Source organism: Nitrosococcus halophilus Nc 4 (assembly GCF_000024725.1).
Classification (GTDB): Bacteria; Pseudomonadota; Gammaproteobacteria; order Nitrosococcales; family Nitrosococcaceae; genus Nitrosococcus; species Nitrosococcus halophilus.
In genome coordinates, this window is sequence record NC_013960.1 from 3,053,019 (window position 1) to 3,073,480 (window position 20,462).

Annotated in this window: 22 protein-coding genes; 10 read left to right on the top strand and 12 right to left on the bottom strand. The window is 49.5% G+C overall.

What is annotated here, in order from left to right; translation table 11 throughout:
- Positions 1-2: 2 nt before the first annotated feature.
- Together NHAL_RS14420 and NHAL_RS14425 are read right to left on the bottom strand one after the other, a co-directional pair.
- Positions 3-1,160, bottom strand: coding sequence for a dienelactone hydrolase family protein (locus tag NHAL_RS14420; protein WP_238985363.1), 1,158 nt, complete (start codon positions 1,158-1,160; stop codon positions 3-5).
- A 40-nt stretch (positions 1,161-1,200) separates the two neighbouring features.
- Complete coding sequence (locus NHAL_RS14425) at positions 1,201-1,749, bottom strand: hypothetical protein (protein WP_013033885.1); 549 nt, start codon at positions 1,747-1,749, stop codon at positions 1,201-1,203.
- Positions 1,750-1,943: 194 nt separating this feature from the next.
- Between NHAL_RS14425 and NHAL_RS14430 the strand changes: the two genes are divergently transcribed.
- Entirely contained in the window at positions 1,944-2,786 is an 843-nt protein-coding gene (locus NHAL_RS14430; protein WP_013033886.1) for a class I SAM-dependent methyltransferase, read from the top strand.
- 64 nt (positions 2,787-2,850) lie between these two features.
- Here the strand turns inward: NHAL_RS14430 and recD2 are convergent, their stop codons facing one another.
- The 9 genes from recD2 to NHAL_RS14475 all read right to left on the bottom strand — a co-directional run bounded on the left by recD2 (position 2,851) and on the right by NHAL_RS14475 (position 11,485).
- Positions 2,851-5,043, bottom strand: coding sequence for an SF1B family DNA helicase RecD2 (recD2, locus tag NHAL_RS14435; protein ID WP_013033887.1), 2,193 nt, complete (start codon positions 5,041-5,043; stop codon positions 2,851-2,853).
- 164 nt (positions 5,044-5,207) lie between these two features.
- The gene (locus NHAL_RS14440) at positions 5,208-6,113 is read right to left on the bottom strand and encodes a phosphate ABC transporter ATP-binding protein (RefSeq protein ID WP_013033888.1); all 906 of its coding nucleotides are present in this window, start codon (positions 6,111-6,113) and stop codon (positions 5,208-5,210) included.
- Positions 6,068-6,946 carry a phosphate ABC transporter permease PstA gene (gene pstA, locus NHAL_RS14445; RefSeq protein ID WP_013033889.1) on the bottom strand — a complete coding sequence of 293 codons (879 nt, stop codon included), beginning with the start codon at positions 6,944-6,946 and terminating at the stop codon, positions 6,068-6,070. Before pstA ends, NHAL_RS14440 begins: the two co-directional genes overlap by 46 nt.
- Complete coding sequence (gene pstC / locus NHAL_RS14450; protein ID WP_203434324.1) at positions 6,943-7,806, bottom strand: phosphate ABC transporter permease subunit PstC; 864 nt, start codon at positions 7,804-7,806, stop codon at positions 6,943-6,945. Before pstC ends, pstA begins: the two co-directional genes overlap by 4 nt.
- The gene (locus NHAL_RS14455; protein WP_013033891.1) at positions 7,787-8,614 is read right to left on the bottom strand and encodes a phosphate ABC transporter substrate-binding protein; all 828 of its coding nucleotides are present in this window, start codon (positions 8,612-8,614) and stop codon (positions 7,787-7,789) included. The genes pstC and NHAL_RS14455 overlap by 20 nt, the downstream gene beginning before the upstream one ends.
- 17 nt (positions 8,615-8,631) lie before the next feature.
- On the bottom strand, positions 8,632-8,961 hold the full coding sequence (locus NHAL_RS14460; RefSeq protein WP_013033892.1) for an ArsR/SmtB family transcription factor: 330 nt from the start codon (positions 8,959-8,961) through the stop codon (positions 8,632-8,634).
- A 161-nt stretch (positions 8,962-9,122) separates the two neighbouring features.
- Positions 9,123-9,869 carry an endonuclease/exonuclease/phosphatase family protein gene (locus NHAL_RS14465; RefSeq protein WP_013033893.1) on the bottom strand — a complete coding sequence of 249 codons (747 nt, stop codon included), beginning with the start codon at positions 9,867-9,869 and terminating at the stop codon, positions 9,123-9,125.
- Between the two features lie 38 nt (positions 9,870-9,907).
- A complete protein-coding gene (gene hpnA, locus NHAL_RS14470) occupies positions 9,908-10,897 on the bottom strand; it encodes a hopanoid-associated sugar epimerase (RefSeq protein WP_013033894.1) in 990 nt (329 codons plus the stop codon).
- A gap of 45 nt (positions 10,898-10,942) precedes the next feature.
- Complete coding sequence (locus tag NHAL_RS14475) at positions 10,943-11,485, bottom strand: acyloxyacyl hydrolase (protein WP_013033895.1); 543 nt, start codon at positions 11,483-11,485, stop codon at positions 10,943-10,945.
- A gap of 306 nt (positions 11,486-11,791) precedes the next feature.
- Between NHAL_RS14475 and NHAL_RS14480 the strand changes: the two genes are divergently transcribed.
- From NHAL_RS14480 to NHAL_RS14515, 8 genes are all read left to right on the top strand, one after another.
- Complete coding sequence (locus NHAL_RS14480; protein ID WP_013033896.1) at positions 11,792-12,244, top strand: tellurite resistance TerB family protein; 453 nt, start codon at positions 11,792-11,794, stop codon at positions 12,242-12,244.
- A gap of 24 nt (positions 12,245-12,268) precedes the next feature.
- Positions 12,269-12,847 (top strand): TerD family protein, encoded by a 579-nt coding sequence (locus NHAL_RS14485; protein ID WP_013033897.1) that lies wholly within the window; start codon positions 12,269-12,271, stop codon positions 12,845-12,847.
- A gap of 62 nt (positions 12,848-12,909) precedes the next feature.
- Positions 12,910-14,028 carry a phosphoribosyltransferase domain-containing protein gene (locus NHAL_RS14490; RefSeq protein WP_013033898.1) on the top strand — a complete coding sequence of 373 codons (1,119 nt, stop codon included), beginning with the start codon at positions 12,910-12,912 and terminating at the stop codon, positions 14,026-14,028.
- Positions 14,029-14,772: an HAD-IIB family hydrolase gene (locus tag NHAL_RS14495; protein WP_013033899.1), complete on the top strand. Its 744-nt coding sequence runs from the start codon at positions 14,029-14,031 to the stop codon at positions 14,770-14,772.
- Positions 14,769-15,893, top strand: coding sequence for a cysteine protease StiP family protein (locus NHAL_RS14500; RefSeq protein WP_013033900.1), 1,125 nt, complete (start codon positions 14,769-14,771; stop codon positions 15,891-15,893). Before NHAL_RS14495 ends, NHAL_RS14500 begins: the two co-directional genes overlap by 4 nt.
- A gap of 28 nt (positions 15,894-15,921) precedes the next feature.
- Positions 15,922-16,896, top strand: coding sequence for an HpcH/HpaI aldolase/citrate lyase family protein (locus NHAL_RS14505; protein ID WP_013033901.1), 975 nt, complete (start codon positions 15,922-15,924; stop codon positions 16,894-16,896).
- 55 nt (positions 16,897-16,951) lie between these two features.
- Positions 16,952-17,974 carry a DUF475 domain-containing protein gene (locus tag NHAL_RS14510; protein WP_013033902.1) on the top strand — a complete coding sequence of 341 codons (1,023 nt, stop codon included), beginning with the start codon at positions 16,952-16,954 and terminating at the stop codon, positions 17,972-17,974.
- A gap of 78 nt (positions 17,975-18,052) precedes the next feature.
- The gene (locus tag NHAL_RS14515; protein ID WP_013033903.1) at positions 18,053-18,631 is read left to right on the top strand and encodes a TerD family protein; all 579 of its coding nucleotides are present in this window, start codon (positions 18,053-18,055) and stop codon (positions 18,629-18,631) included.
- A 180-nt stretch (positions 18,632-18,811) separates the two neighbouring features.
- Here NHAL_RS14515 and NHAL_RS21650 read toward each other — a convergent pair whose 3' ends face one another.
- Positions 18,812-18,973 carry a hypothetical protein gene (locus NHAL_RS21650; protein ID WP_013033904.1) on the bottom strand — a complete coding sequence of 54 codons (162 nt, stop codon included), beginning with the start codon at positions 18,971-18,973 and terminating at the stop codon, positions 18,812-18,814.
- 121 nt (positions 18,974-19,094) lie between these two features.
- Here NHAL_RS21650 and NHAL_RS14520 point away from each other — a divergent pair, with 121 nt between their 5' ends.
- On the top strand, positions 19,095-20,462 hold the full coding sequence (locus tag NHAL_RS14520; protein ID WP_013033905.1) for a nicotinate phosphoribosyltransferase: 1,368 nt from the start codon (positions 19,095-19,097) through the stop codon (positions 20,460-20,462).

Genomic DNA, 20,462 nt, shown 5'->3' on the forward strand with positions numbered 1-20,462 from the left:
AATTAGGGATCTGTTGGGGCTCGTTTTCCGAGCAGTAAGTAGATAGCCCGATACATTCGCCAAAGATCCGGTAGTTCATGACTCCAAAAAGCAGGGGTAAAGAAGCTCCGAAACTTAAAGTCCACATGAGTGAGCGTCTGTTCTATGATATAAAGCTTAGCTTGTTTAGGGGGCAAAGCGTTAGCTAAGGCGATGCTTTCAGTATAGGGAATCAGGGGATCATCTTTGCCATGGACGAGAATGACCTGCGCTTGAATCGGGGTCAAATCTTGGTTGCTTAAACTTAAGTTCTCAATAAGCTGTCGGAGTCCCTGGGGTAGGGCTTGGATGAGTGGGGAAACCTGGGCCGGATCGGTGTTGTTCAAAAGAGAATATACCGCCTTGCCCTGGGGGCCTAGACGGGGAGCGAGAAAAGTAATATCTGCGTCTGGGTTACGGATTTTAATGTTTATCATTTCCTTCAGTACAGCACGATCCGCTGGATTGGTCAGGTATTTCAGGCTGGTGGCCGCAAAGATCAATTTTCCATATTGACTGGGTTCTAGGTCATGTTCGCTTTCTGAAAGATATCCCGTGGTAAAAAAACGGATAGCCGTTTCCAAATCATAATAGCCGCCTACCCCGAAGATAAATTGCACTTGAGCGCGAATATCCTCCTCTAGGGAGGCAATGACTGCTAAACCTACAGAAAAACTAAAGGCACCAAATCCCAGATGATCTGAGGGCACAAGATCGGGGCGATCAGCAAGATAGGCCAGGGCATCGGCGATGACCCGAGGGTGTCGAGTTCTGACCTGAAGATGCTGAAATTCTTTTAGCTCCGGTGTAAGTACGGCAAAGCGGGCCCGTGCTAGGGTATTGGCAAAGGCGACCAGGCGGGGGTCATCTTTACCAAGGGGGACTACCCCAGGGACTAATACGATTCCTGCCCGAGGTGGCGCGGCGGCAGGTAGATAAAGCGTTCCCTGATGGGTGCGGCCCGCAACCGTATAAGTGACTCCTGCTTGGCTTGGAGTGGGAGTGGTTGATTTCCAGCGTGAAGGGGCTTCCCTGGCTGCAGTGTCGGCAAGTATGAGTGCTGCTTCATAGCTGCGCTGAGGGACGCAACCATTAAGTAAGAGTATTAGGCTTGCACAGAGCCATAAATATTTTTTTATCAACTTTTTCGGAGCAAGCACTCATCTAGGACAGGGTGTAGGCTTATGGGGTGGTTACTTCCGCATCGGCTTCCTTTAAAGTACCTCCTTTGTTTTCCTGAGCACGTTTTTTCCCTTTGCGTCGGCTATGTTTGGCAGCCTTTTTTGCGCGCTGCTTGCGCTCCCATTGCCGTTCCCATTTTTTTTCGAAAGCGGCCATAGCACGAGCTTTAGCGGCTGCCTTTTTTTCTGCCAGCCGTTTTTCTTGCTCCTCAAGCTTGGTGCGCTCCCGTTCTGCCTTGACCACAGCTCTGAGGTCTATCTTTGCTTGCCGCAATGCGGCTGTGGCTTCTCGCTTGTCCTCTTTTGCCTTAGCTAAGGACTCGCGAGCTCGTTCGGCAGCCGCTATGGCGGTAGCGCGTTTGGTTTCTTTAGCTTTAGCGGTTGCCTGCGTTACGCGCTCTTTTGCCTTATCGACCCGCTGTGTTACTCTTTCCAATTTTTTCTCAGCCAGAGCAATTGCCTTCTCGGCGCGGGTTATCGATCCGCTCACCATGGGGGCTTGCTTGCGTGCACTTTTGACGGTTTTCTTTTTTGTCGTTCGTTTTGCCATAATCTTAAAATTTAAAATTTCGGTGGAACATATAGCAAGGATAGCGCAGAGATTAAGCAACTGCCAAACAAAATAGAGGTTAAATTGAATAAAAATACTTCAATCGTTTTTTATACGGATTTGTCCTTGACATTAACGCGTGATTTTTCAAAATGTGTTCACCATAATTATGGAGAAATCAATAGAAATAACTGATGGCAGTTAAAGATATCCAACTCCCTTATTTTGATTTACTGTTGGCGCAACTGGATCAGGGCAATGCTAGGCTAGAACTTGCCTTTGGGCGCCACGTCCACTGGGGTTATTGGCCCCAAGTGCCTCAGGGGGTAGTGTCACCGGCGGATTTTGCCTGGGCGGCTGAAAATCTCACTAGAGAGGTTTATGGTGCCGCTGGTATGGAAAACGGTCAGCGTGTCCTGGATGTAGGTTGTGGCCTTGGTGGCACTATTGCCAGCCTGAATGAAAATTTTTCTGGAGTAGAACTGATCGGATTGAATATCGATCCCCGTCAATTGATTCGGGCCCAAGAAAAAGTTAAGGCCCGTTCAGGCAATCTCATTCACTTTACAGAGGGCAATGCCTGTTGGCTGCCTTTTCCTGGCCAGTTCTTTGAGGTGGTTTTGGCGGTGGAGTGTATTTTTCACTTCCCTCAGCGGAGAAAATTTTTTGAAGAAGCATCTCGGGTGCTTAAACCAGGGGGGCGTCTGGCCCTGTCTGATTTTGTGCCCCGAGCTTTTCTTTTACCCCTGGCGGCATTAAGTAAGAGATGGCCTTTTTCAAAGGGGTTTTTTGGCCGTTGCAATCTGCAATGCACTATAGCCCAATATAGATCCCTGGCCAAGGATACGGGGTTTAAACTGCGAGTAGAGAAGGATATTACGGAAAACACGCTTCCGACCTACCCTTTTCTCCGTGCTATGGGGACGGAACTTAATATTAGGGATCCTTCCGCAAAGTTTGAAACCTGGATAGTGGAGTGGGCAAGTCGTCTCAGGCTGTTGCGCTATTTGGTGCTTTCTTTTGAGAAATTAAGATAGGGATAAAAATTTTACAGCCAGGGAGCTTATCCCCCTATCATTTTAGTCGATTTTTGTTGAGATCTTAAATTTGACTGTTAGCTAATCGGGCTGAAAGATGGGTCAGCCGAGCGGTTGAATTGATCCTTTTGACGGCAATGGCGAGGGCCTTAGGTTGTCCCACAAGTACCACTAGCCGTTTGCCCCGGGTAATGCCGGTGTAAAGCAGGTTTCTTTGTAACAGGGTGTAATGTTGAATGGCGAGGGGAATGACGACCGCGGGATATTCCGAGCCTTGGCTCTTGTGCACCGAGGTGGCATAGGCCAAAGCAATTTCGTCAAGTTCGCCTAATTCGTATTCTATCTCTCGGCCATCGAAGTCGATATGTACGAGTCCTTCCTCAAGGGCTATCCTGGTTATCCTTCCAATATCCCCATTAAACACTTCTTTGTCATAATTATTGACAGTTTGAATGACCTTATCGCCGGGGGCAAAGCTCCAACCAAAGCGATTGATCTTGGGTTGAGATTGTCCATTGAGTTGTTGTTGCAAGAGCCCATTCAGTGCTCGCGCACCGAGACTGCCCCGATTCATGGGGGTAAGGACTTGAATGTCGCGAGTAGAATCAAATCCGAAACGCTTGGGAATACGGCTGGTTACCAATTCCAGCACCCTATCCTGGATAGTTTCTGGAGATTTGGTGGGAATGAAGTAGAAGTCGCTAAGTGTGGCCGCTTCATCGGCTTTCTCTGGCATTTTTCCTTGATTGATTCGGTGCGCATTGACGACGATCTTGGAACTGGCTGCCTGGCGAAAGACTTCGCTGAGGTGAACGGTGGAGATTTTTTGGGAGGCGATAATATCCGCGAGTATCTGCCCGGGTCCCACCGAAGGTAACTGGTCTTTATCGCCTATCAGTATGCATGCTGCATGATTAGGAATAGCTTGGAGCAATTGATTCATCAACCCCACGTCTACCATGGAAACCTCATCAATGACGATGAGATCGGCTTGAAGGGGGTTGGCCGCATGGTGCTTGAAACCCATTGCATGGGGATCGAATTCAAGCAGACGATGGATCGTTTTGGCTTCCAGGCCAGTGGATTCGGCTAGCCGTTTTGCCGCCCGCCCGGTCGGGGCCCCCAGGAGTACCTGGGTTTGCTTGGCCCGAACAATTCGGAGAATGCTGTTGACGACGGTGGTTTTGCCGACACCAGGTCCCCCGGTGATGACGGTGATCTTGTTGTTGATTGTTTGAATAAGGGCAACCCGTTGAGAGGGGGAGAGTAACAATCCTGTTTTGGCTTCAACCCAGGGGATCGCTTTATCGGCATTAATTTGTCCCCAGGGGGGTACCCCTCGGAGAAGCCGCTGCAAATGTTTGGCCACGCCTATTTCTGATCGATAAAGTGGAGCTAGAAATAGGCAGGGTTTGCCCGCAATGATCTCGGCTATTAGTTGTCCTTCAGCGACTTCTTGAGTAATGGCTTGTTCAATGATAGGGGCGGGGATTTCCAGCAATTGGCTAGCCGTTTCCACTAATCGTCCCTGTTCCATGGCACAGTGTCCTTCATTAGCAAATTCCTGGAGCACATGACGAACCCCCGCCTGGGCGCGGATGAGAGAATCGGCAGGGATTCCCAGCCGTTGGGCAATCCTATCGGCAGTTTTAAAGCCAATGCCATGGATATCGAGTGCAAGTCGGTAGGGGTTTTCGCGAACCCGCTCGATGGCTTTGTCGCCATAGGTTTTATAAATACGGACTGCCCTGGCGCTACCCACTCCATGGGATTGTAGAAACACCATGATGGCTCGAATGACCCTCTGTTCTGCCCAGGCCTGAATGACTTGTTCTTTGCGTTTGGGGCCGATACCGTCTAATTCGGTGAGGCGCTCAGACTCGTGCTCGATGACTTCGAAAACCTGTTCGCCAAAGGCTTGTACCAATTTCTTGGCAAAGTGGGGACCGATTCCTTTGACCATTCCTGAGCCTAGATATTTTTCGATTCCTTCTAGGGTGCTAGGAGGGATAACTCTTAAATGCTTGGTCTTAAATTGGAGACCATGGGTGCGGTCGTTGACCCACTCACCGTGGCATTCAACATACTCACCCGGCGTGACCGTTGGGGTATTGCCGACCACGGTGATGAGATCCCGCTCACCACGCACTTTAATTCGTAGGACACAAAATCCATTTTCCTCACTATGGAAAGTGACGCGTTCTACAGCACCAGTGAGAAATTCGGGTGGAGTTTCTGAGTGGAGGGGGGGCTTCATTGGACTAACTGAGGGGATTAATGTCCAGTCTATCGCATTTTTCGTTTAAATGAGACCCAAGCCGCTTGGGATCGGCGTGAAGACACGTTGTCAATTCACCTCTAGAAGCTCGAAATGAGAACCACGGTATAAAGGCCTAGAAAATGAGAGTCCTACAATAGCTGTTAGCCCCTTGCCCCACTGACATAGGAGGCGGTAATGGGATTTTTAGGTGAATTAAAGATTTTTGCTGCATTGTCCATTTCAATTAATCGACCCGCCCCTTCTTGAACCCAGAAAAGGGCGACATTATCAGCGATGCGGCGGGCTTGAGCCAGATTGTGGGTGACAATCAGGATGGTCATTTGTTGACCTAGTTTGACAATTTGGTCTTCAACAATCTGGCTAGCAAGTGGATCTAGCGCGCTACAGGGTTCATCCATAAGCAGTATCTCCGGTTGCAGCGCTAGGGCCCGGGCGATGCATAGTCGCTGCTGTTGGCCCCCGGATAAAGAGTGGGCGGGGGCGTTTAATCGTTCTTTGACTTCTTCCCACAGGCCGACTTCTTTGAGCACCTTCTCTATTCTTTCTTCCCTTTGCCTGCGCTGGGTTATCCCGTGCTCCTTTAGAGGCAATTCCATATTTTTAATAATAGAAAGGGGAAAGGGGTTGGGTTTTTGAAAGATCATGCCAATACGTCGGCGCAAGGTGAGCAGATCAGTTGTGGGTGCATGAACATCGCCACGGTCAAAGCGAACATGTCCTTTGACCTGGCATCCTGGAATTAAATCCGTGATCCGATTCAGGGAGTTTAGAAAGCTGGTTTTGCCACAACCAGAGGGGCCAATCAAAGCCGTGATCCCGCCTTTGGGGATGGCGAGGGCCACATCTTTGAGGGCCGGTTTGGGGCCGTAATAAACGGACAGGGATTTAACCTCAAGGAAAGGTTCAAAGGTGTTTGCAGGCTGGTCCTGTTCAGCAGGCTTTGGGAAGAGGCTTCCAGTTTTTGGGTTCACTAGGAAGAGGATAACAAGCTTAGGGGCATTTAGGGGAGGATAACCTTTCGCTGTAACCAGCGGTGAGTCAGCCAATTTGCCGTTCCATTGATGAGTACCAGCAGCGTAATGAGCACGAATGCTGAAGCATAGGCGGTTGAAGTCCCGCCGGGTACGTTCATGGTGAGATCATAAATATGCAGTGAAAGTGCTCGCCCAGAATCATGCAAAGAACTGGGCATTCGATCCACATAACCACTGGTGAAGATGAGGGCTGCCGTTTCAGCCATGGCCCGACCAATCCCCAAGATTAGGCCCACCACAAGGCCAGGGGTTGCTGTAGGTAGCAATAGGTGCCAAAGAGTGCTCATCCGGCTCATTCCCAGGGCTGCGGCACCGAGACGGTATTCCAAGGGCACGCTGCGAAATCCTTCTTCGGTGGCGCGAATGAGCAGTGGCAATACCATGCAGGCCAGGGTGAGTCCCCCCGACAGAATTGAGAAGCCCATACCAAGATAAATGCAAAAAAAAGCATTCCCAAATAGCCCAAATACAATCGAGGGGACACCGGCCAGGACATCGAGACTGCGACCTACTAGCCGGCCAAAGGGGTTATCAGCCCGGGTAAATTCAGCCAAAAAGATAGCCGCTCCAACGCTGATGGGCACTGCGACAGCTAGACAGACTAATAAAATCAGCCCTGTTGAAACCAGGATCGAGCTAATGCCGCCTTCACGACCGGCATTTTGGGGAAGATCAGTCAAAAAAGACCAGGAAATCCGATCTAAACTGCGCCAAATAAGATCGATGAATAACCAAGCAAAAAAAGCAGTAACCAGTAGGGCCATGGCCCAGATGATGACCGTAGCCATTCGCTCTGGCCAGCGGGAGCTGAGGGGAAGGGAAGGAGCATTGCGGGGGTTAATCATGGACTGCTTTTGGGTTTTAAGATTTCTACTGTGGCAATCAAAGCCATCACCAATGCCATGAGTAGTAATCCGCTCACAAACAGGGCTGAGCGGTGATCTCCCATGGCGTAGGCCATCTCCAGGGCGATATTAGCCGTGAGAGTCCGGATGGGGTCAAAGATATTTCCCGGTACTTGCACCACGTTACCACAGACCATTAATACCGCCATGGTTTCTCCGAGAGCCCGCATTGTGCCTAACAAGATTCCCGTCAACAGGCCCGATTTCGCCGCAGGCAGAGCCACATGCCAAATGAGGCTAAAGCGGGAAAAACCCAGGGCCGCTGCTCCCTGCGTATATTCTCTAGGAAGCCCCGCCAAGGCAGCGTCGGCAAGCAGAGCGATGGTGGGCAAGATCATAAGAGCGAGGATCAAAATCCCTGCCAGCAGACTAGGGCCGGGGGGCTCTAGTTGGCGAATAAGCGGCACTAGGACCACCAGACCCCAGAGGCCATAGATAACGGAGGGGATTCCTGCCAGCAGTTCAATCAACCGACGATAGAGCCGGGCCAAAAACGGGGGAGCGTAATAGTGGCAGAAAAGAGCGGCGCCAATCCCTAACGGTGTGGCCAGAAGGATAGCCCCCCCAGTGGCCATTAGAGTTCCAACCAACATTGGCGCTAGATTAAAGTGCCCTTCTGACGCCAGGGGGGAGGGATGCCAGCCCCTATCAAAGAAAAATTTGCTCGCCCCCACCTGCTGGAGGGCCGGTATTGCTTCAAGGGCCAAAAAAACAATAATTAACAGGATGATTAAACCTGCAATGCTCGCGCATCCACGCAGGCACCAAGCCAGCAGTTTGTCATTTCTCCAGAGGGACAAAATATTGTTCCTTGATGAGATCATGCACTTGGGCGGATTGGGCAAAGCTAATGAATTCCTTAACCCAGCCTTCAGGGGGCGTTCCTGTGACTAGATTTAAAGGGCGAGAGAGAGGGAAACTGCCTTTCCGCACATTTTCAATTGTGGCCGGGACTGATCCCAGGGGGAGCAGTTTAATGGGAATGCTTTGTTGGGCATCGAATTCGGCCGTGCCAATGGAAACATATCCGATGGCATCAGGATTGCCGGCTACGGTTTTAATGCCTTGCTCATTATCGCCAATGATGACATCGGCGGCGATATCCTGACTTTTCAATGAAAAGTGTTGCAGAAATAGCGCTAAGGTGGAACGGCCTTCAGCTTTATTGACGACGGTAATGGGAGCGTCTTGCCCACCCACCTCTTTCCAGTTGGTGACTTGGCCTGTGTAGATTGCAATGATTTGTTGATCGGTCAGTTGTTGAACCGGATTGTCTTTATGAGTGATGACGGCAATCCCGTCTCGGGCCAGGGTAAACCCATATAAATTATTTTCTTCAGGCCGGAGACCTCGGGAGACCATGCCGATATCGGCCAGCCCATTTTGGGCGTCGGCAATTCCCCGTGATGATCCTCCCGTTTGCACGTCAATTCGAACCTCTGGGTGCTGGCGCTCAAACCGTTTACCGATCTCTGAAGCCAGTGGCGCAATAGTGCTAGAGCCGGTTAAGGTTAAGGTCAGCGGGCGATCCGGGGAGTCGCAGCCAGGCAGAGCGGTGAAGATAGTGAGGAGCCACAGGGTAAAAGTACTCCGATTCCAAGATTTCATGGCGGTTTCTCAGCAACTCAGTCAAATGAAAGAAAACAGCATCCTAAGTTGATGGCTTTGCTTTTAGACGCTAAGGCAACATGGGGAGCCAGCCGATACCGAATACTTTTGCCATCCCGTTCAGCCAAAACAAAGCCTGCCTTACGTAATACCTTCAAGTGATGGGACAATAGACTCTGTTCCACCCTTAGTGTTTCATTCATTGTGCTCACATGCTTGGGGCCATTCAAAAGCTGTTCAACAATAGCTAAACGGGTTTCATCTGCCAGCACCTTGAGTAGATTTGCACACGACAGCGTTTCTTTGGCTAAAGCAGCGCGGGTATTTTTTGGAAAGTAGTCGCTCATTAATACGCCCTTATATGAATCAAATTTTATTTGAATATTTATTCATATCAAGGGCAGAATAGAATTAAAACAGGAAGGCTGTTAGCTGTTTGGGATTAGTCAGGCAAGCTCAATGGGTGATTGATGGGCTGGTTCATCCCCAAGCTAGATGACTGGATTTTTTATGTCCACCGATAAGTGGTAAGCAGGGGTTTGTGATCAGAGGGAGCGACGTCTTCTACAAAGAAATCCACCACATCGCAGGTCATGGGTTGTAGCGGCCCCCGGTGGAGCATCCAGTCGACAACCTCAGGGGTATGATCATGGGTGGGAAAGGTGGGACGGGTCACATGGGGAATGCGGTTCAAGGCAGTAAAGCAATCAGTGAGGCCGGCTTCCCGGAGCACTTTCAGCGGTAAATAGTGATCGTTAAGATCCCCCATGAACAATAGCGGTGAAGACGGATCGACTAGCCGGTTCAGGGCCTTGACAGTGCTTAGCGCTTGCCCGATTCGTACATTGATGCCGTCGCTGCGCTCTTTGCGGTTGCCAGGCCAAGTGTAGTGGGCGGTGGCAACTAAGAGTGGCGGCCCGGCGGTGGCTAGGGGCTGTAACCGTACCCAAAATAGACGGCGCCACTGCTCCAGGATCCCAATGTCCTCCGCTCCGTATTCTATCAGATTGAAAAGTGCCTGATTCCAGTAAATATTGCCCTCCTTTATCCAGCCCCCAAAGGAGTCATCCACCCGTTGATGGGTTTTCAACACTTGATCGAGTAGGGCGCGACTCTGGGGGCGCAGCTCCTGTACACAGAGAATGTCCGGCTGATGGAGGGTGATGAATTGCCGCAGGGGTTCTTGACGATCCGACCAGCGTTCATCCTTCCATAGGTTATGGGTGCAAACGACAAATCGAAACGAATTGGACATACCATCTCCTTTCCTCTGATTGAGGAGCAGGAAAAGCCCTATAGGTAGTGATTGGCCCGAAACCAGGTAATCGCATCATGAAGCGCTTCCTGAGCGGGCCGGAACTTATATCCTAGCATTTGCTCCGCCCTAGCGCTGGAGAAAAACATATATTTCTTGGCCATCCGTACGCCGTCCACAGTGGTCATGGGTTCCTTACCTCCAGTCAGCTGTGCCCAGCCTTGGGCAAGATAGGCGATGGGCATGACGGCATGGGGGGAAAGGCGGATTTTAGGAGGGCGTCTCTGGGTGAGGTGGGCAACGCTTTCCAGAATTTCCCGAAGGGTAAGGTTCTCGCCTCCAAGAATATAACGGTTACCGGTTTCACCCTTTTCAAAGGCTAAGAGGTGCCCTGTGGCGACATCGTCCACATGGACGACGTTAAGACCGGTGTTGACATAGGCAGGCATGCCTCCCGCAGCAGCCATGACAATCACCTTGCCGGTAGGGGTGGGTTTGATATCCCGGGGGCCGATGGGGGTAGAAGGGTTCACAATGACGATGTCCAATCCTAGTCTGTCTCCCAGGTCCTTGACGGCTTCCTCGGCTAAAAACTTAGAGCGTTTATAATGGCCGATCATGGTTTCAAGGCTGGAGGGCGTTTCCTCATCGGCCGGCGTGCCATCGGTATTCAATCCCAGGGTGGCGACGCTACTGGTGTAAACAATACGTTTAACCCCAGCTTCGGCCCCAGCCAGGAGGATGTTTTGGGAGCCTTGGACATTGGTGTCATAAAAGTCTTGGGAACGGCGCGCCCATAATCGGTAATCAGCCGCCACATGAAATAGGGCTTGACAGCCATGGAGCGCTTTTTCTAATAGCCGCTGATCCTGGAGATCGCCTTCAAAAATTTCTACAGGGAGTTCTTCCAGATTACGCCGATTGCTATTGGGTCGCGCTAATACTCGGACGGTCTCTCCTGCATTGAGGAGCTGCTTTACTACCGCCGAGCCCACAAAGCCCGTCGCTCCAGTGACAAAGCTAGTCATGGTTGCTGCTCTTTAAATTAGAGAGTGATTGAAAAAAACTAATGGCTAAAAAGCTAAGGGGAGCGCATAGGTCAAAAATATTTCATTTTCGCCCGGATTACGGTCATGGATGCTAGCATTAGAGACGTGAGCGAGTCGTATACCCAGGCGGGAACCCCTATCGAACTGATAAGCAAAATTGATGCCAGTTCTAAACTGGAAGGTTCCTCCAAGATCTTTGCTGCCCCCTTGGTGGTATCCCCCGAGGGTAACCAGTGGAGTAACGATTAATTTTTGGTACTTAATATTGGCGTAAAGACCGCCGTAACCAAAAACCCCCCCGTCCGTGTTTGCCATGATCCCAAGGACGGGGCCGATGAAAAACAGCTTTTTCCCATACCGGTATTCAATATAGCCCGCGGCGGAGGTTTCATCATCATTAAAGTCAAAAGCTCCAGCCCCAAGATCCAAGTAGCTCGGTTCATTGCCAAGGAATTCGATGTCACCGATACTAAAGGGAGGGCGTTGAGTCTCCTCTGCCAGTATCGGTTGACTCCAGGCAAAGAAAGCCAACATCGCCCCTATTATCGTTCTTAAAAACGCTTTCATATAGATAACTCATTGATTTTTAGTTATATTAATAAATAGCGATTGAGTTGGGATAGCGATTTTCTGCCGCCAAATGAAGCTTGCTTTTTGTGGCGGCATAGGTATGCTAGCTTATTGCTGCTGAGCTGCTCGCTCATTACATTAGATGCCCTAAAGTCATCTAGACGGGAAACGATACAGGTAGACGGGAAACGATACAGGTCTAAACAAGGATCGAAAGAGTATATTAACCGCAAGTTTGGCATTCAGGGTCTTTCATGTCAACTTTCCTCAGAATGCCACGCAAATTTAAGAGGTTCACATATAATGGCTTTGAGTTGGTTAAAGGGTAAATTTGACGAAGTCTCTACCAATCTGAAAAATGAGGTGACGAAGATCAAGAATAGGGATTTTCTTGAAGGGGTTGTGGCGGGATGCGCCCTAGTAGCCTATGCCGATGGCGTCGTCAAACCTGAAGAGAAGCAGAAGATGATGGGGTTTCTGAAAACCTCCGATGTGTTATCGGTCTTTGATACCGGGGACGTCATCAAGTTATTTGAGAAATTTTCCGATCAATTTGAGTTTGATCTTGCCATTGGCGAAGCTAATGCGCTTCAGGCAGTAAGTAAGGTCAAAAAGAGAGAAGGAGAAGCTCGGCTTTTAGTACGTGTCTGTTGTGCTATCGGTGCATCGGACGGGGATTTTGACAACTCTGAAAGAAAAATGGTAAGCAAAATCTGTTCAGAACTGGGACTGAATCCCGCTGATTTTGATCTTTAGAGACTGATTGAAAGGAGTAAAACAATGGCGGTAACTTTGCAGAAAGGACAAAATGTATCTCTGAGCAAAGAAGCCCCTGGACTGAAAGAGGTTGCTTTTGGACTGGGGTGGGATGCTCGTTCGACTGATGGTGCGGATTTTGATTTGGATGCCAGCGCGCTTATCTTGGGCGAAGACAACAAGGTGTTGAGCGATAACCATTTTATTTTCTATAACAATGCGACTGATCCTAGTAGTGCCGTAACCCATACGGGGGATAATCGTACCGGCGAGGGTGAAGGGGATGATGAAAGAATTGTCGTGGATGTTTCTAAAATGCCGGCAGAAGCCAAAAAGGTCGTTTTTGTCGTCACCATCCATGAAGCTGAGTCCCGTAACCAAAATTTTGGTCAAGTGAGTAATGCCTTTATCCGAGCGATTAATAACGCCGACAACGCGGAACTTGCCCGCTACGATTTATCGGAGGATGCCAGCATCGAAACTGCCATGATCTTCGGGGAATTTTACCGCCATGGCGAGGAATGGAAGTTCAAAGCAGTAGGCCAAGGTTATTCGGGAGGATTGGCCGGTGTGGCTAGGGATTTCGGTGTTAATATCGGTTGAACAATCCATTGAAGGAATGCGCCAGCCCTTCGCTGGCGCATTCAACAATGGTTGGACTCCTTATGAGCCAGACCATCCATCTTGCTGCGGGAACTCTAAACATTGAAGTCCATAAAGCCCATCTTCCCCTGAATGATTTATTAGATTTTGCCAGCCGAGCTAATCCTAAGCGAGGGTATTTGTTTGTTTCCAAGGTCCTTGGTAAGCATATTCCCTGTAAACCCTCAACAATGCGAGACATTTACCATCGGTTAGCGACGCCTCTTTTGGAGGTGCCAGGTTCGGTAATTTTCATCGGTATGGCGGAAACGGCTACGGGCCTAGGGGCAGGCGTTGCGGATAGTTTGGCCCGGAAAGCAAAGCGCCGTGATGTGATTTTTCAGCATACTACCCGCCATAGGCTGCCGGTCAGTGAGTGGGTATGTTTTGATGAAGTGCATAGCCATGCCCCTGACCATATCCTCTATAGGCCATTGCCTGCTTTCCAGCAAAGATTTGCCGAGGCCCAAACCTTGGTTCTCGTGGATGATGAAGTCAGTACCGGGAGGACATTGGCACAACTGGGCTATAAATTGTCACAGAAGTTATCCAATATTCGCCAAGTTATACTGGTGTCGATTGTCGATTGGCTTTCCCCTGAGCAAAAACAAGCAGTTCAAGAAAAAATTGGCAGGCCTGTGTCTTTTATCAGTTTATTGGAAGGAACATTTTCCTTTACCCCTAGTCCAGCATTTAGACCTTCCCTGCCTGGAAAAGTCGAGTCGATTCAGCCGGCTTTACAAGCTCTGCCACAGACGGGGCGGCGGGGAATAGGTATGGGAGAGAAATCCCTTATCCCAAGTGGTCCTTACCCAAAAGAGCATAAAGTTTCCGTTGTGGGGACCGGCGAGTTTCAATTTCAACCCTTTTTATGGGCCGAATGGTTAGAAAAAAGGGGGTTTGACGTCTTATTTCAGAGTACAACCCGTTCGCCCGTTCAGTTGGGTGGCCCGATTGGCGAAAGCCTTAGCTTTAAAGACGAATATGGAGAAGGTGTTGACAATTACCTTCATAATCCTCCCCGTAGCGGGGACGTTATTATCGCTTATGAACATGCCGAACTGGCACGGAATCACAACCTTCCAGAACAGCTTGGAGGAAGTGTTTGGGGGGTTGACCGCAGCGCCTCGCAGGACCGCTGAATGAAGCACTCCGTATTCGTTTTTTCTGATCTAGATGACACTTTGTTGCAGACCCAGCGTAAGTGTCTCACCCCCGGTCCGTTAACGGAAGCTGCGGTAGATAAGGAAGGGCGTCCTTTGTCTTTCCATTCCCAGGAGCAACTGCTGTTGTTGCAGATACTCGAATCCTGCACTTTGATTCCTGTGACGGGACGCAATTTAGCGGCGTTAGGCAGAATTCGTTCACCCTCTTTTTCCAGTTACCGGATCACCAGTCACGGCGCCTTGGTCTGGAATGCTGATGATACTCTAATCCCGGATTGGGAGAGAGGCATTAGGCAAGAGGTTGTCCTATGGGAGCCCCGGATGCAGCATCTCCTCACCATAATTGAGGATTGTCAGAGGGCGGAAAATTTAGTGGATTTACGATTTCGTATTATTTATGACGCCGAGATACCGGTCTACCTTTCTATCAAAGGCAGCCCCGAACAGCTTTCTGAGGTTGAGAAAGTGGTGACTCCCCTTTGGGTCCGGGAAATGGGGGGGGCAGTTCACCGCAATGATCATAATATGGCACTTCTGCCTCCTTATGCAGATAAGGGCAAGGCGGTGAAATACCTCATGGCGCTTATTCGCGAGCATTGTGCTCAGCCGCCTCTTTTTGTTGGCATGGGAGACAGTTTGACCGATATTCCTTTCCTGCGCGCTTGCCACTATGCGGTTACCCCGCAGAATAGCCAAATTCATCAGGAGATCTGGGAGTGAGCAGGACGGTAAAGAATCCCGCCGAGCTTGAATCCTGTTTTCAGCCTTTGACAGGTAGCTATCGTCAGGCCGATTGCCAATTTTTACTGACGCCACTACAGGCCAAATTTTTCTCTATCCAGGAGAAGGAGCGCCTCATTCAATCGGGCGAGAAGCATTATTCGGAAATGATCAGCTTTGAGTCACCCCCTAGTGAGGCTTACTTGGCCCTATTCCGAAACATGACTGAGCGATATAAGAGTCGCTTAGCCGCTGAGGTGATGAGGCTGGCCCATAGTATTGCAAACACGCGGCCAGCGCCCATCACTTTAGTGTCACTGGCCCGGGCGGGCACACCCATTGGGGCTTTGCTCCAACGGGCCTTGAGTGGTCATCTCCAGGTAGACTCTCGGCACTATTCGATCTCCATTATTCGGGATCGGGGAATTGATGAACAAGCTTTGGCGTTTTTATTGAGAGAGGATCAGCGTCCGGCGGACGGAATGGTCTTCGTGGATGCTTGGACGGCCAAGGGAGTGATCACGGAAGAGCTAAAACGTTCAATTGCCCGCTGGAATGCCCGCCACCCGGAGCAGCTCAAAGACACCCTTTATGTCATTTCTGATATTGGTGGAGTGGCGGGTGTGGCTGCGACCTACGAAGATTATGTGATCCCTTCTGGTATTCTCAATGCTCCGGTTTCAGGATTGGTTTCTCGCTCAATATTAAATCACCAGATTCAGCCAGGGCAATTTCATGGCTGTGTTCTTTACGAGCATTTACGGCAATATGATGTCAGTCATTGGTTCCTAGACGAGGTGGAAGCGGAGATGGACGCTAAAATGGTTGCGCCACTTCCCTCTGCCCCTCGGGAGCAGCGTTATGCCCAAACCCGGGTTTACCTGGATCGATGGATAAAGCGTTATGGGGTCAAGAATATTAACCATATCAAACCGGGTATTGCCGAAGCGACGCGGGTCATGCTGCGCCGAGTTCCAGAAAGGCTTTTGTTGCGGGATCCAGAGGCAGAGGACATCGCTCACTTATTGATATTGGCTGAAGAAAAGGGGGTAATTGTCGAGCATCAGCCCAATATGCCTTTTAATGCTGTGGCTTTTATCAAAACGATAAAAACAACTTAGGCTATCCCATAAACCCTAGAGAAAAGCCATGTATCCGTCGCAACTTCAGAGGAGTCAACCGGCTAAGCCCTATCCGGTGCGGGCCCAAATACCTTGTTACATGGAATTGGGTGCCACTCTTTATATGCCCGCCACCCGGCAGGATGTTGGAAAAATTCTTAATCAACAAAAACTCACCGGCCTCCGTTCGGCCGTTGTTTGTACTGAAGATTCTATCTTGGAACAAGAGTTGGCTCCTGCACTTAATCATCTACAGTTAGTATTGGAGCAACTGCGTTCTTCTTCCATGCTACGGTTTATTCGCCCTCGTAACCCTGAGGTGTTGTCTCAATTAATACGTATTCCTGAAATTAGGAGGATTGATGGCTTTGTGCTGCCCAAGGTCAATGAGCAAAATCTACCCTTATATGCGGAAATTGCCGCTCGGATTCCAGATCTGCTGTTAATGCCTACCCTTGAGACTGAGGTGGCCTTTAGCCGAAAACGGCTTGAGGCATTGCGTCATAAATTGGCTGAAGTGGGCAACCCCATCTTGTGTCTTCGGATTGGTGGTAATGATCTCCTGCGCTTATTAGGGCTAAGGCGACCTAAGCACTTGACCATATATGATACGCCGCTGCGAAACGTGATCAATGATATCATTCTAACTTTTCGTCCGGCTGGCTATGCGCTCTCTTCCCCTGTTTTTGAATATCTGGATAATCATGATACTTTGCAGCGTGAAGTGGCGTTGGATATCGTTCATGGGTTGCTCACCAAAACGGCAATCCATCCCACCCAAGTTCCTGTGATAGAAGCGGCTTATCGGGTCTGTCAAAAAGACATGGATTTGGCGCAACAGGTTCTAAAAGAAGGGGCTCCGGCAGTGTTCAAGCTCAATAGCCAAATGGTCGAACCGGCTACCCACTGCGCTTGGGCGGAACAGTTATTGCTGCAAGCGGAGCTTTATGGCGCGTGCTGTGAGCAGCCAAATGGTTGTCTCTGTCCTCAGAAATCTTTTTAACGGCACCTCGTATTTATTATACGGCAAAGAAAATTATTAACTTATTAAATAGCTTATGCGACATTTTAAGTATTCCTTCTTAGTGACCGCAGTGGGGCTGATTGCGGCTTTTCTATGGGGAGGCCCCACCGGTTTATTTATTGCGGCTATCTTAAGCATTCTTGAGGTGAGCCTGTCCTTTGATAATGCGGTGGTTAATGCTTCCGTGCTTAAGGACATGGACCCCAAATGGCAAGCCCGTTTTCTGACTTGGGGGATTCTCATTGCTGTGTTTGGCATGCGTTTGGTCTTTCCCATTGCTATTGTCGCCGTGGTAGCAGACATTGAAATGTTAGAAGTGACGCAGATGGCGCTCAATGATCCAGAGACCTATTCAACCCATTTGCTCGCCTCCCATGTGGAGATCTCCGCTTTTGGCGGTATGTTCTTGCTGATGGTCTTTCTATCCTTTTTGCTCGATGAGACCAAAGAGCTGCACTGGTTGGGCATTGTTGAAGAGAAATTAGCCGGTATCGGCAAGTTAGAATCCATTGAGATCGTGATCGCATTGGCGGTGTTGTGGGGCCTACAGGGGGTCTTGCCTCCGGAGGAAAAACTGAGCGCCCTGTTGTCAGGGATCAGTGGCATCATGCTCTTCGTGCTGGTGGGCAGTGCCTCTGGACTATTTGAGGAGGAGGAAAAAGGAGAAGCGGTCGTCCATGCGGCAAGGCATAGTGGATTGATGGGTTTTCTTTATCTTGAGGTATTGGATGCCTCTTTCTCTTTTGATGGTGTCATTGGGGCTTTTGCGATTACCAAAGATGTCATCATTATTATGCTGGGCTTGGCTGTTGGCGCCATGTTTGTGCGCTCTATCACCGTATACCTGGTACGTAAGGGAACCTTGGATGAGTACGTTTTCCTTGAACATGGTGCCCATTATGCTATCGGTGCCTTAGCTTTCATCATGCTCGCAAGCACTAAAGTCCATATCCCTGAAGTGATTACCGGTTTGATTGGAGCGGCTTTTATTGGTTTGTCTTTGGTTTCTTCTGTTCGCTATAGAAATAAACATCAATCACAAGAAACAAAGATCTGAAGGGGAATTCATAAAGATCTCCCTTTGTTTAAACAAAAGTAAATTTATCCACAGCGAATTTGCTCTATAGGAGGGTATATGCCAGTTAAGCTAGTCAAAGGCCAGAAAATCTCTCTTGAAAAAGAAAGTGGTGGGGCCTTAAGTCAGGTGGTGATGGGGTTGGGTTGGGATGCCGCAGGGAAAAAGGGATTTTTTGGTTTTGGTGGCGGTCAGCAAATTGATTTAGACGCCTCTTGCGTGCTTTTTGACGAGGCAGGCAATGTCGTTGATACGGTCTGGTTCCGGCAGTTGCAAAGTAAAGATGGAAGCATCACCCATACGGGAGATAATCTTACCGGGGAAGGGGAAGGCGATGATGAACAAATCATTGTAGACTTGACTCGCGTACCCGCAAATGTCAAAAGTTTGATGTTTGTTGTCAATAGCTTTACCGGCCAAAACTTTAGCCAGGTTCAAAATGCCTTTTGCCGCCTGGTTAATCGCAGCAACAATGCTGAAATCGCCCGTTACGATTTAAGCTGCCAGGGTGATCACAGCGCCCAAATCATGGCCAAAGTCTACCGTCATAATAATGAGTGGAAGATGCACGCTATTGGTGAAAATGCAAGCGGAAGGACTTTCAATGATCTGCTTCCTGCTATGCGCCCCCATGTGTAATTTTAGGGGCTGTGTTCCTATGTAAGATGATATAAGTTCAACAGAGGGCTTTCTCCGGCGCGCTATTACCTCATGCGGCCGGAGGAAGCGGCTCCCCCCTTTAAAGGTATTCCCCAGCGCGGCTCCCAGCCTCTCTTCCAATAGGGGGCGATAAAGATCCTCAAAACTCACTGCTAATGCTTATTTACGGGGTGATTGCCTCCACAATATAAATGCAGTGACAAAGGCAATGATAAAAATGAGGACAAAGGCTTCTGTAAATTGAGCCCCTGCAATGCCCAAAACTGCTAATAATGCGGCCACAATAGCCACGATAAGAGAAAGTATTGCAAGTGACAACACCAAAATCTCCTGAATATGGATTATAAAGTAAGCTTTACTCAGTGTCTGGAATATCAACTGTAATGGCTATAATTTAAGTTTAGGCGAATAAAAATAGTTTAAAAGGTATTAGCGGAGAGTGATGTCTGAGCAACAGGGTAATATGCCCCATCAAAGCGCGTTGTTTACCGATCTTTATGAACTGACCATGATGCAGTCTTATTATGCGGAAGGGATGAATGCCGTTTCCGTGTTTGAATTATTCTTCCGCAAATTGCCTCACCATCGCAATTTTGTGATGGCAGCAGGGCTCGATGATATTCTGAATTATCTTGAACATCTCCGTTTTACGGACCAGGAGCGGGACTGGCTTAAGGCACAAGGGGGATTTAGCCAGCAGTTTTTGGAGCAGTTACAGGGTTTCCGGTTTACCGGTGATGTGTTTGCCGTACCGGAAGGCACTCTGGTGTTTGAAAATGAACCTGTCGTACAGGTGATTGCGCCGCTTCCAGAAGCTCAATTGGTGGAAACCTACCTACTCAATCAAATTCATTTACAGAGTGTTGTGGCCACCAAGGCGGCGAGGGTGGTGAGCGCAGCTCGGGGTCATCGGGTGGTGGATTTCGGTTCACGGCGTGCCCATGGGACGGATGCGGCCCTAAAGGTCGCCCGCACCAGTTATCTTGCTGGAGCTAGCGCTACTTCCAATGTTTTTGCCAGCCGCCATTATAATATTCCGGCTACAGGGACAATGGCCCATAGTTTCATCCAAGCCCATCCTGATGAATATACCGCCCTAAAGGCTTTTGTTCAGGAATTTCCAGAAACCACCTTGCTAGTGGATACTTATGATACTTTGGCAGGGGTTCGTAAGGTCATTGCGTTGGCAGAGGCTTTGGGCCAGGACTTTAAGGTTAAAGCTATCCGGCTTGACTCAGGGGATTTGGGCAAATTAGCCAAGGAATCACGCCGGTTGCTTGATGAAGCCGGACTGAATCAGGTAAAGATCGTGGCTTCCAGCGGATTAGATGAATATAAAATCCAAGCGCTGCTGGAAGAGGGAGCGCCTATCGATGGGTTTGGGGTGGGAACCCAACTGGCTGTCTCGGGCGATGCGCCGGAGCTCGATTTCTCTTATAAATTAGTCGAATACGCCAACCAACCGCGGACCAAGTTGTCTTCTAGCAAGGAACTCTTGCCTGGCCGCAAGCAAGTGTTCAGATTCTTTGAAGCAGGCCAGATGAAGCGGGACGTGATCGCTCGATTTGATGAAACTTTAGAGGGTCAGCCCTTGCTTGAGCAGGTGATGAATCAAGGCAAACGGCTTGAACGGGGACAGGTCTCCCTGGAACAAGCTCGTGAGCATGCCCGGAAGCAAATGGAGGCTTTACCTCCTGAATTTCATGCTTTGCAATCCTTGAAACAGGGGTATCCGGTGACGGTTAGTGAGGCTTTGCGTCAGGCTAATGAACAACTGCAGCATGAATTGGAAGCGGAGCTCAATAGCTGA